Source organism: Paenisporosarcina sp. FSL H8-0542 (assembly GCF_038632915.1).
In the GTDB taxonomy this organism is placed as follows: Bacteria; Bacillota; Bacilli; order Bacillales_A; family Planococcaceae; genus Paenisporosarcina.
Genome location: NZ_CP152050.1, coordinates 1,886,202 through 1,898,420, shown reverse-complemented (window position 1 = coordinate 1,898,420; position 12,219 = coordinate 1,886,202). Strand labels below are relative to the sequence as shown.

At 39.3% G+C, this 12,219-nt stretch carries 13 protein-coding genes; all 13 read left to right on the top strand.

Annotated features, from left to right (window positions below; all coding sequences use genetic code 11):
* Nucleotides 1–82: 82 nt before the first annotated feature.
* The 13 genes from MHH33_RS09905 to MHH33_RS09845 all read left to right on the top strand — a co-directional run bounded on the left by MHH33_RS09905 (nt 83) and on the right by MHH33_RS09845 (nt 12,218).
* Entirely contained in the window at nt 83–1,252 is a 1,170-nt protein-coding gene (locus tag MHH33_RS09905; RefSeq protein ID WP_342541639.1) for an AI-2E family transporter, read from the top strand.
* Between the two features lie 66 nt (nt 1,253–1,318).
* On the top strand, nt 1,319–1,738 hold the full coding sequence (locus MHH33_RS09900) for a sporulation protein (RefSeq protein ID WP_342541638.1): 420 nt from the start codon (nt 1,319–1,321) through the stop codon (nt 1,736–1,738).
* A gap of 302 nt (nt 1,739–2,040) precedes the next feature.
* Nucleotides 2,041–2,883 (top strand): aldo/keto reductase, encoded by an 843-nt coding sequence (locus tag MHH33_RS09895; protein ID WP_342541637.1) that lies wholly within the window; start codon nt 2,041–2,043, stop codon nt 2,881–2,883.
* 162 nt (nt 2,884–3,045) lie between these two features.
* Nucleotides 3,046–4,446, top strand: a complete 1,401-nt coding sequence (locus MHH33_RS09890; protein ID WP_342541636.1) for a hypothetical protein — start codon at nt 3,046–3,048, stop codon at nt 4,444–4,446.
* Between the two features lie 132 nt (nt 4,447–4,578).
* Nucleotides 4,579–5,139, top strand: a complete 561-nt coding sequence (locus MHH33_RS09885) for a DUF1273 domain-containing protein (RefSeq protein ID WP_342541635.1) — start codon at nt 4,579–4,581, stop codon at nt 5,137–5,139.
* Between the two features lie 136 nt (nt 5,140–5,275).
* Nucleotides 5,276–6,976, top strand: a complete 1,701-nt coding sequence (locus MHH33_RS09880) for a M3 family oligoendopeptidase (RefSeq protein WP_016427287.1) — start codon at nt 5,276–5,278, stop codon at nt 6,974–6,976.
* Nucleotides 6,977–7,333: 357 nt separating this feature from the next.
* Nucleotides 7,334–8,359 (top strand): NAD(P)/FAD-dependent oxidoreductase, encoded by a 1,026-nt coding sequence (locus MHH33_RS09875; RefSeq protein WP_342541634.1) that lies wholly within the window; start codon nt 7,334–7,336, stop codon nt 8,357–8,359.
* A gap of 111 nt (nt 8,360–8,470) precedes the next feature.
* On the top strand, nt 8,471–9,424 hold the full coding sequence (paaA, locus tag MHH33_RS09870; RefSeq protein ID WP_342541633.1) for a 1,2-phenylacetyl-CoA epoxidase subunit PaaA: 954 nt from the start codon (nt 8,471–8,473) through the stop codon (nt 9,422–9,424).
* An 18-nt stretch (nt 9,425–9,442) separates the two neighbouring features.
* A complete protein-coding gene (gene paaB / locus MHH33_RS09865) occupies nt 9,443–9,790 on the top strand; it encodes a 1,2-phenylacetyl-CoA epoxidase subunit PaaB (RefSeq protein ID WP_342541632.1) in 348 nt (115 codons plus the stop codon).
* Nucleotides 9,787–10,599, top strand: coding sequence for a 1,2-phenylacetyl-CoA epoxidase subunit PaaC (gene paaC, locus MHH33_RS09860; RefSeq protein WP_342541631.1), 813 nt, complete (start codon nt 9,787–9,789; stop codon nt 10,597–10,599). Before paaB ends, paaC begins: the two co-directional genes overlap by 4 nt.
* A 24-nt stretch (nt 10,600–10,623) precedes the next feature.
* Nucleotides 10,624–11,124, top strand: a complete 501-nt coding sequence (paaD, locus tag MHH33_RS09855) for a 1,2-phenylacetyl-CoA epoxidase subunit PaaD (protein ID WP_342541630.1) — start codon at nt 10,624–10,626, stop codon at nt 11,122–11,124.
* A gap of 15 nt (nt 11,125–11,139) precedes the next feature.
* On the top strand, nt 11,140–11,442 hold the full coding sequence (locus MHH33_RS09850) for an EthD family reductase (RefSeq protein WP_342541629.1): 303 nt from the start codon (nt 11,140–11,142) through the stop codon (nt 11,440–11,442).
* The gene (locus MHH33_RS09845) at nt 11,442–12,218 is read left to right on the top strand and encodes an enoyl-CoA hydratase-related protein (protein WP_342541628.1); all 777 of its coding nucleotides are present in this window, start codon (nt 11,442–11,444) and stop codon (nt 12,216–12,218) included. The genes MHH33_RS09850 and MHH33_RS09845 overlap by 1 nt, the downstream gene beginning before the upstream one ends.
* The last annotated feature ends 1 nt before the right edge of the window (nt 12,219 follow it).

Sequence of the window (12,219 nt, the reverse complement as noted above, 5' to 3'; positions counted from 1 at the left end):
ATTATCAGCGCAATTTTCCTGTAAAATTAGTTTTATCGTAATCATTCTTAAGATTATGAGAATTCGAAAGTGGGGACATGATATGCAACCAGAAAAAACATCCTTTTTTTCTACTAGATTCATTCAGTTTCTAGGTGGGAGGAATACACTATATTTAATGTTATTGATCTTATTATTGGGTTTGATTATATGGATCTTTGATGTCGTTTCGTTTGTTTTTTATCCCATGCAAGTGTTTTTGGCTAATGTCGTATTGCCTGTCATTTTAGCAACCATTGGGTATTACCTTTTACGTCCTTTACTTCGGCTTCTGATACGGTTGAAAATACCGAAAATCTGGGGCATTCTTATTATTTTCTTAGGGTTAATCGGCCTCATCACCTTATTAATCTTACTTGTGTTTCCGTTCCTAAAAACGCAGTTAACGAATTTGATTCAAGATTTCCCTGGATATTTCATGGAACTTGTCATATCTATTGATGCCTTTCTTAAAACATCAATCTTTTCGAGTTACTATGCTAATCTTGAATTTGATGTAAATATAATACTTCAGCAACTACCTGAGGATATTGGAAATACCCTCCAGGATGCTGTGGGTGGAGTTGCTAGTGGGATTGGGAAAGTAATCTCCACTTTGACAGGTTTAATATTGGCGATTGTAACCGTACCATTTATTTTGTTTTACTTGTTGAAAGACGGCGAAAAGTTACCGCAATATATTCTGAATTTATTGCCTCCACGCATGAGAGAAGATACGCGTCAGGTAATGAAAGATGCAGACAAACAAATCAGTGCCTATATTCAAGGTCAAATTTTGATCGCGTTCTGCATTGGATCTATGGTGTTCATCGGTTTCCTTATTATTGGTATGGACTATGCTTTGCTTCTAGGGGTTTTAGCCATGGTTACTAGTGTAGTGCCCTATTTAGGACCGATTATTGCAATCGCACCAGCAGCTGTAATTGCTATCGTCACATCCCCATTCATGCTGTTTAAATTGGCTATTGTATGGACAGTCGTACAATTAGTAGAAGGGAAGTTTATTTCTCCCCAGATTATGGGTAAATCACTACATATACATCCAATTACCATTATTTTTGTTTTATTGACTGCGGGTTCATTGTTTGGAGTTCCAGGCGTAATTTTAGGGATTCCAGGGTATGCTTTACTTAAAGTATTGGTCACGCATATTTATAAGTTATTTAAGCGTAGATACAATCGACATGAAACAGAGCTTGATCATCATTATTGATAATGGACATGAGATAAGTGAATCAATTGGAATGGATGGAATGGTTTCTATGACAGGGAGGAAGACATGATGTTGAAAAAGTTTTTGTCTACAATCGGTATTGGTTCAATGAAAGTAGATACTGTTGTAGACAAACCTGAAATTGCGCACGGAGAATCACTATCAGGTAAAATTTATATTAATGGTGGTCAAAGCGAACAAGTTATTGAGTTCATTAAACTAGAAGTATTGTTGAGAAAAGAAGGGCATCGGGAAGACAGTGATTTTGATGTAACTGAAGAGTGTGTGGCGAAACACACCATTGAAATGGTAGGCTCAGTAAAATCAAAAGAAACCCGTATGGTGCCTTTTGAATTGATGCCAGATGAACGCTGGGTGTTAACAGATGAAACCGCAAAAATGTATTTACGCACATCAGTACATATCATTAATGCGGTGGATGTGCAGGATGAAGATGAAATTGTTTACGGTAAAGATTTAGGTTAAGAAGTAAGCCATTCCCAACAAACAGGGGATGGTTTTTCTTATGTGTAATAGCTGTGGAATACAAACATATTCATTGTAAGTTACTTGAGTTTAACAAGTATTGTATTATTGTTGTAAAATGCAAGTATATTACATTATATTAATTTGCATAATGCAAGTGTATAACAAATCAGTGTTTTCAAGGAAAAGAGCGTTTATTATTCATGGAAATTATATTGGTAAGGTCAATTAATTGAAGTGTTAAATGAAAAAAGAGAGAATGGGAAAGTGTAAAATATGTAGACACTGGAGGAATAACAAAAATGAAAAATAACTTGCAAGCATGTACAACTTTACATAATGGAATCAAAATGCCTTGGTTCGGATTAGGCGTTTTTAAAGTTGAAGAAGGAACAGAGGTAATAGAAGCTGTGAAGACTGCTATCTTAAAGGGATACCGCAGCATTGATACTGCTGCAGTGTATCAAAATGAAGAAGGAGTGGGTGAAGGAATCCGTCAGGGAATGATAGAAACCGGAATTTCACGAGAAGAATTATTTATCACTTCTAAAGTGTGGAATGCAGATTTCGGATACGAAACTACTTTGGACGCTTATGAAACAAGCCTAAAAAAATTAGGCTTGGATTACTTAGATTTATACTTAATTCACTGGCCAGTAGAAGGAAAGTATAAAGATACTTGGCGAGCACTTGAAACTATTTATACTGAAAACCGTGTAAAAGCAATTGGAGTAAGTAATTTTCATATTCATCACCTAAAAGATGTAATGAAAGATGCAACAATCGTTCCGATGGTCAATCAAGTTGAATTCCATCCTAAATTGACTCAGGAAGACCTGCGTGCTTTTTGCCAACAAAACAATATTCAACTTGAAGCTTGGTCACCCCTTATGCAAGGGCAATTACTTGATGATGTGAAACTTAAAGAAATTGCTGAGATACATGGAAAATCCGTGGCACAAATCATCTTGCGCTGGGATCTTCAAAATGATGTTGTGACCATTCCAAAATCAATCAATGAACATCGTATTGTTGAAAATGCAGCTATTTTTGACTTTGAGCTTTCGGCAGAAGAAATGGAGAAAATTTCTTCACTCAATGAAAACAAACGTGTAGGTCCAGATCCAGATAACTTTGATTTTTAATAGTACTTATCACACCGCTCACTTGATTGAGCGGTGTTTTTTGTCTCTCAATTTCTTGGGCATTCCTCACACCACTTTTCTTGCTGCACATATCCTATAGAACATCTTGAAGTAGGGATACCCTCTTCAAACAAAAGGATGCAAGAAAGGAGAAGAAATCTGATGGGTGTTGAATTAACAGCGTTGCATTGGATTTATGTTGTTTTTATCTTTTTAATCATCGGCTTTATGGTGATGAGACGTGATACAACCATTGTAAGTATCGTCGGTATTTTTCTAATTGCCATTACTGCCACTGGATCATTGAGTGGCTCAATCAGTAGTATTTTTAACAGCTTCATTTTCGCGATTACAGAATTATTGCCAACGATACTTGTTATCTCAATCATTGTCGCGATGAGTAAAGTTCTGACAACGACCGGAATCAATGATGTGATGATTTCACCGTTTTCGAAACTCATTAAGACCCCTGCATTAGCTTATTGGACAATCGGAATCTTAATGATGGTCATTTCATGGTTTTTCTGGCCGTCTCCAGCGGTAGCATTGATGGGCGCTGTATTACTTCCAATCGCACTCCGAGTAGGCTTGCCTGCACTTGGGGTTGCTATGGCAATGAACTTATTCGGGCACGGAATTGCGTTATCAGGAGATTTCATTATTCAAGGAGCACCAAAACTGACCGCGGATGCTGCGGGGCTTCCAGTTGGTGATGTCATCAGTGCAAGTATTCCCCTAGTTATTGTGATGGGGCTCGTGACCACCATTACCGCGTTTTATTTCTTGAAACGAGACTTAAAATCCGGATTGTTAATGGCAACTACAGGAATATCAGCCATGCCAACAACGGAACCGACTGAACATCAATTAACGTTGCTATCCGCAGGACAAAAGCGCTTCTTTGCACTCTTGATCCCTGTCCTGTTTGCACTTGACGTGATTGCGATGTCCATTCTTGATTTACAGGGTGGCGATGCAACCGCATTGATAGGTGGTACATCTGTTTTCATCCTCTTATTCATTACAATGGTCAGCCATAAAAATAAAGGGCTTGAAAAAGCTACAAGTTACTTTATCGAAGGTTTCCAATTCGGTTTTAAAGTGTTCGGTGCAGTCATTCCGATTGCTGCATTCTTTTATCTGGGAGATGCAGGGTTCAATAAAATAATCGGTGAACTATTGCCGAAGACTTCACATGGCATCGTCAACGACCTTGGTGTAGCTCTTGCATCACTCGTTCCGTTAAGTAAAGAAGTCGGAGCAGTTACTTTGACGATTGTTGGCGCAATAACTGGCTTGGATGGCTCGGGGTTCTCGGGTATTTCTCTGGTAGGTTCTGTTGCCACTATCTTTGCTAATGCAATCGGTGCCGGTGCAGCTACTTTGACCGCTCTTGGTCAAATTGCAGCCATATGGGTTGGTGGAGGGACGTTGGTTCCATGGGCTCTTATTCCAGCGGCAGCTATCTGTGGTGTCGATCCATTTGAACTTGCGAGAAGAAACCTTCTTCCAGTGACAATCGGGTTGGTTGTTACAACAATCGTAGCCATGTTTTTAATATAATCTATGATATCCGGACCCTCTGAAATTGGAGGGTCTTTATTTTTTGATAACCTGGACGTTGTTCTCCAAACTGTTGTTTCTATTAAATGCTAAAATACTATATAGATACGTTAGTGACACGGAGGTTTTAAAATGATTAAAAGATTAGTGATTACAGGTTATAAACAGCACGAGATTGGTGTTTTCGACGATAAACATCCAGGCGTAGGTTTTATAAAGAAGGCATTAGAAAATCGTCTTCTTGAACTAATTGACGATGGACTGGAATGGGTTATTGTCAGCGGGCAGTTAGGGGTCGAAACGTGGGCAGCGCAATTGGTTATTGATTTCAAGCAATCATTCCCGCATTTAAAATACGCAGTCATTACGCCTTTTCTTGAGCAAGAAAAGAACTGGAATGACAGCAAAAAAGAAATGTATCAAACGATTTGTTCAAATGCTGATTTTCAAACAAGTGTGACGAAAAAACCTTATGAAGGACCTTGGCAATTTATCGAAAAGAATAAATTCATAATACGAAATTCTGACGGTCTACTGATCATTTATGATGAGGAAAATGAAGGTTCACCAAAGTTTATGAAAGAACTGGCCATGAAATATGCAGAACGTCATGACTATCAAATCATTACAATAACAGCTGACGACTTACAGTTAGTAGCGACAGAAGAACAACAAAACCAGTGGTCAGAATAAATATACCTAACATTCTAAATAAAATAATTTTTCTTGTTGTCATAAATGAATTAATAGTAAACTATTTATGAGTAGACGTAATCAAATGATTAAAAATTCTTAGATTGCGATTTGAAAATAATAGGGGATGTTTAGGATGGTAACAAAATTTGAAGAATTTGCGTATACACGACCTGAATTCGAACAGATTGAAACGCAGTTTAATGAAGCATTAACTGAGTTTAATGACTCCGAAACTGTTGAAGTACAAAGTGAAGTAATGAAGCAAATCAATGATATCAGAAACCATGTGGGAACGATGATGAACATTGTCTACATCAGAAATTCAATTGACACGAATGACGAGTTTTACAAAGCGGAACGGGACTACTTCGATGAACTAAGTCCAAAAGTAGATGATTTAATTACAAAATATTATAAGTCACTGGTGAGCTCATCTTTCCGTAACGAGTTGGAAGAAAAGTGGGGCACTCAATTATTTGCCATTGCGGAAGCACAGATTAAATCTTTTTCTTCTGAAGTCATTCCAATGATGCAAAAAGAGAATAAACTCTCATCAGAATATCAACAATTGATTGCGTCTGCCAAAATCAATTTTGAAAATGAAGAGCGTACCTTGGCACAGATGCAGCCATTCACTGAATCTACAGACCGTGACATGAGGAAACGGGCAAAAGACGCCTACTTTAGCTTTTTCGCAGAAAACGAGCAGCAACTCGATCGGATTTTTGATGATTTGGTAAAAGTTCGAACGGAAATTGCCCGTACATTAGGATACAAAAACTTTGTGGAACTGGGCTATTATCGTATGATTCGCACAGATTATGACGCGAAAATGGTCATGAACTTCCGTGATCAGGTCAAGGATTTCATTGTTCCGTTGGCATCCAAGTTAAAAGAACGTCAGCAGGCTCGCATCGGGGTAGATGATTTCAAATACTACGATGAATCAATCAATTACAAAACCGGAAATGCCACACCAAAAGGTTCACCGGAGTGGATCATAGATGGTGGCAAAAAAATGTATGATGAATTGTCGAAGGAAACAAGTGAATTCTTTGATTTCATGATAGACAATAACTTGATGGATCTTGTCGCGAAAAAAGGGAAAGCAAGCGGTGGGTACTGTTCGTATATCGAAGATTACAAAGCACCTTTCATTTTTTCTAACTTTAACGGTACATCTGGAGATATAGATGTTCTCACACATGAAGCGGGACACGCATTCCAAGTGTATTCAAGTCGTCATTTTGAAATCCCTGAATATAATTGGCCAACATACGAAGCGTGTGAAATTCATTCTATGAGTATGGAATTTCTTACTTGGCCATGGATGGAAAACTTCTTTAAGGAGGATACGGATAAATACAAATTTTCCCATTTAAGCAGTTCGCTTGAATTCTTGCCATATGGGGTGGCTGTGGATGAATTCCAACACTTTGTTTATGAAAATCCGGAGGCATCGCCAGCTGAACGTAAAAAGGCTTGGAGTGAGCTTGAGGAAAAATATTTGCCACACCGTGATTATGACGGTAATGACTACTTAAACAGAGGTGGGTTCTGGCAACGACAAGGCCATATTTATCAAAGTCCGTTCTATTATATTGATTATACATTGGCTCAAATCTGTGCATTCCAGTTCTTCAAACGAACGTTAGAAGACCGTGAGCAAGCTTGGGCAGATTATGTACACTTATGTAAAATTGGAGGAAGTCTGTCGTTTACAGGACTTGTAAAAGAAGCCAATTTGATTTCACCATTCGAAGATGGTTGCGTTGAATCCGTAATCGGCCCAATTGAACAATGGTTAAATTCAATTGACGATAAAGCACTTTAAGGGCTGTTTAATGATGTGCGCAAATGTACGATAAGCAACCAACAACATCGATTAACAAAGCTAGAAAAGAGACAAGGCCTCGCCAAATTTGGCGGGGCTTTTTATTTTGGCTTCATTTTAATATTTTCTATTATTAACCCTATTCTTGGAACGGGGTTAGGAATTGCGATGAAAGATGAAGGAGTATTCCATTTGGAATTTTCTGAAATTATTATTGACATCTAACTCTCCCGCTATTAATCTAAAGTAAGTATTACAGAATTATAGCAAAACGTATATAAAGTGTTATATATAAAAACGAAATGTTTTTTTAACTGTGCTATTAAAGAACGAACGATAATGTAGGGGGAAATGATAATGTCTCATGATCGGGAAGTGTATGACGTAACGATTATTGGGGGAGGACCCATCGGTTTATTCTCCGCCTTTTATGCTGGACTCCGTAATATGTCCTGCAAAATTATTGAAAGCCTCCCGCAACTTGGAGGGCAATTGTCTGCGTTGTATCCAGAAAAATATATTTATGATGTTGCCGGTTTTCCGAAAATATCTGCACAAAAACTTATTGATAACTTACTAGAACAAATGGGTCAATTTGAACAAACGATTTGTTTGAATCAAGAGGTGGAGGCACTTGAAAGACAAGCCGATGGCACATTTAAGCTTATAACGAGTAAGGGCATCCATTATTCAAAAACCATATTGATAACAGCAGGTAATGGAGCATTCCATCCGAAGAAACTGGATTTGGAAGATACATTGAAATTTGAAGAAAGCAATCTTCATTATTTGATCAATGATTTACAACAATTTGCCGGGAAAAAAGTACATGTTTTTGGTGGGGGAGATTCTGCAGTTGACTGGGCACTCATGCTGGAGCCAATCGCACAGAAAGTATCCATTGCTCACCGTCGCGATAAATTCCGAGCACATGAAAACACAGTGGAAAAGATGAAAAACTCCTCTGTAACAGTGCTGACTCCCTTCGTCCCTGCAGAGTTAAGTGGAGAAGACCGCATTACACAGGTTGTATTGAAAGAAGTAAAAAGCAACGAAAGAACTATCATTGATGTAGATGCTGTACTAGTCAATTATGGATTTGTATCGTCACTTGGTCCCATCAAGAACTGGGGCATGACTCTTGAGAAAAACAGCATTGTCGTAAATTCAAGAATGGAAACTGGTATTCCTGGCATTTTCGCTGCGGGAGATATTTGCACATATGAAGGCAAAGTAAAACTGATTGCTTCAGGTTTTGGAGAGGCTCCAACAGCAATTAGCAATGCAAAAGTTTATATTGATCCATCTTCAAAAGTTCAGCCACTTCATAGTACGTCAGTTATGGAAAAGGTGAATTCTGAAACTGCAGAATTGGTGAAATAATAAACATTTAAAATAGGCATTCGATTCAATGTAACAAAGTAATTAATTAACGTATATATAACGTTATGGGAAAGGTCAACTACGCATATCTTTAGACAAGGAGGGTTCAATATGACAAATGTAAACACCACAAATGAAGAAAAACAGTATGCACATTTTATGAAACGCATTGAAGCTGGTGACAAAATTGAAGCGGATGACTGGATGCCGGAAGAATATAGACAGACACTCATAAAGCTAATTTCGATGCATGGCATGAGCGAAATTATGGGAGCTTTACCTGAAAAAGAATGGGTACCTAAAGCTCCTTCTTTGAACCGAAAACTCGGAATTATGGCTAAGGTACAGGACGAGATGGGGCATGGGCAGCTTCTGCTTCGTGTAACGGAGGACTTACTGGCACCATATAACAAAACCCGTGCAGACTTAATGCAGGATCTATTTAATGGAGATTTGAAGTTTCATAATGTTTTTCATATGGAAACGAAAACATGGGCGGATGCAGGGATTATTGGATGGCTAGTTGACGGTGCCGCGATTATTACCCAAACAGATATGCTCAAAGCTTCATATGGTCCGTACGCAAGAGCACTGCAACGAATCTGTGCAGAAGAAGTATTTCATGCTCAACATGGTGAATCCATCATCTTAGCGTTAGCTGAAGGAACAGATGAACAAAAAGCGATGGTTCAGGAGGCACTGAATCGTTGGTGGGAACCACTTCTTATGTTCTTCGGGCCAGCTAGTAAGGAAACGACCGGTTCATCCAAACAAGATTTAACAATTAAATATAAAATCCGGACGAAAACAAATGAAGAATTCAGGCAAATCTTTTTTGATAAATACATGCCACGAATACTTTCACTGGGATTGACCATACCGGATCCGACCTTCCATTTCGACAAAGATGGCAATTTATGGTCCTATCAGCAGCCGGATTGGAATGAATTTAAGAAAATCATTAAAAATCAGGGGCAACGTTCGGAAGCGCGACTGAATTTACGCAGACATTCTTATGAATATAATTCATGGGTACGGGATGCACTTAGTGCGAATATAAGTTAATGAAAGGAGTCAGGTGAAGTGGGAGAAGAGAAAACATTTTATCAGGAATATGAAATTTTTAGCAAACGAACACCGAGCTCAGCTTTCCAGCACCAATTCAGTTTACTGGCTCCGAATGAAGATATGGCGCTAATTTTAGCGCAGGAAAACTTTATGCGACGTGAGCCTGTTGCTGACATTTGGATCGTCAACCGTAAGCACATTAAACGAATGAATGCTGAAGAAAAATTGACACTTAACCGGCTTGAAAACAAAGAATACCGCACGACCAAAGGGTATGGTTACTTGAAAAAGAAATGGCGTCAATATGAACAGGAAATGCTGGATGAAAAAGAAATCTTGTCATGGGGAGGCGATAGAAAATGAACAATGCTGACTCAGTGATGAGCCCGGAATATACAGAAGCTGTAAAAAGTTTGTTATTCCAGTTGGCTGATGATGACTTTTTATACTCGTTTCGTGGATCGGAATGGTTAGGACTTGCTCCTCATATCGAAGCTGATATCGCTTATTCTTCAATCAGCCAGGATACGATGGGGCATGCGGCAATGTATTACTCACTTCTTGAAAATCTGGGTGCAGGAAAAGCTGATGCTCTGGCTCATTTTCGCCTGGTAGCGGATAGAAAAAACAGTATTTTAACAGAACGCGTGAACGGGCAAGGATATTATTTGGAAACTCCCCATTATGATTGGGCATATGCGGTTGCACGAAGTTATTTATATACACAAGCGAAAAAAGTGAAAATCGACTCTTTATGCGAAAGCTCCTACCAACCTCTTGCGGAAGTAGCTGTAAAAGTGAGGATGGAACTTTATTATCACCGCCTGCACTGGGATACGTGGTTCAAGCAATTGATGAATTCTACAGATGTAGCAAAAAAGAAAATGAATGACGCAATCTCCCGTGTGATGGATGATTTCGGAGATGTTTTCTCTTACGGTGATCAAAAACAAGCGATCGAATCTAGTGGGCTTATAGGCAGTGAGGAAGAATTGAAACAAAAATGGCAAATAAGCATCGAACCAATGATGCTAGCGGTTCACATGCAAATGTTGAAAATTCCTGATCATCCAGTAAAAAACGGACGAAATGGACAACACACAAAAGATCTGGAGGAGGCTCTAACAACTCTTTCAGAAGTTTACAAGCTCGATACAGCCGCCGTCTGGTAAAAGATCGGGAAAGGAGGAGGCAACATGACTGCATTTACAGAAGTGTCGGTTGAGCGGATTTATGAAGCTCTGCTGAACGTGAAAGATCCAGAAATAGACACGGTCAGCATCTTTGATCTCGGCATGATCGGTGAAGTTACAACGGATGGAAATCATGTGAAAGTTGTTCTTCTGCCAACCTTTTTAGGTTGTCCCGCACTAGAAATTATCAAGAAAAATACCATAAGTGCTATAAAAGAATTACTAGATGTCGGTGAAGTTGAAGTGGAATTCGCATTACATCCACCATGGACATCAGATCGTATCACAGAAAAAGGGCATAAGAATTTGAGGGCGTTTGGAATTGCACCACCTCCGCGTCATTTTAAAGAAGATGGAAGTTGGCATGTTGATTGCGCCTATTGCGGGTCCACCTACGTGACCATGGACAATATCTTTGGACCAACCGCATGTCGAAGTATTCTATATTGCAAGAGTTGCAAAAACGTATTCGAGGCCATGAAACCGGTCTCTACCAACATGTAAAGTGAGGAGAAAATAATGGCTAAATTAATCGCATTATACAAACACCCTGAAAACAAAGAGGCTTTCGATGATCATTACTTCAATGTCCATGGACCGCTGACAGCAAAAATTCCTGGTCTGCGCGAAATGAAAGTGACCAAATTCACTGGTTCTCCAATGGGAGGAGAAAGTAAATATTACCTTATGTGCGAGATGATCTACGATGATATGGAATCGATGCAACAAGGTATACGTTCTGCTGAAGGAAAAGCTTCTGGTAAAGACCTAATGGGATTTGCAGGGAATCTAGTTACATTGATGATTGGTGAAGATGCGTAATGAACGCGTTTGAATTCATTGAAACTTCCATTGAAGGAAACGTGGCGTTAATCGAGCTGAATCGCCCGCGTCAGTTGAATTCCTTGAACAGGAAAATGGTAAGGGAACTGGTCGAGGCGATGGAAGGTTTTGATCGAGATGACCAGGTGCGTGTGATCGTGTTGACTGGTAAGGGCAGAGCTTTCTCGGCAGGTGCGGACATCGACGAAATGACGAATGATGATTCAATCAGTCTGGAACTGCTGAATCAATTTGCCGATTGGGATCGGTTGGCCCTCATTAAGAAGCCGATTATTGGTGCTGTAAAAGGATTTGTTTTCGGCGGAGGATTCGAGCTTGCACTATGTTGTGACGTTCTAATTACAGCCAGTGGGACAGAGTTTTCATTCCCTGAAGTAGGTCTTGGTGTCATGCCCGGAGCAGGTGGAACACAGCGCTTGACGAAACTTGCCGGACGGACAAAAGCTTTGGAGTGGCTATGGACGGGCGAGCGTATTTCAGCGAATGAAGCTTTAAAATATGGAGTCATTAATAAAATCGTAGCACCAGAACTTCTAATGGAAGAGTGTATGAAGTTCGCAAACAAACTTGCCAAGCAACCGCCCCTATCCTTACGTCTTATCAAAGATTCTGTAAACAAGGCAGTTGATTCTTCCTTATTTGAAGGCATGCAGTATGAACGGAAAAACTTCTATCTGCTGTTCTCAACACAGGACCAAAAAGAAGGCATGAATGCGTTTGTTGAAAAGAGAAAACCCGATTATAAAGGGAAGTAGG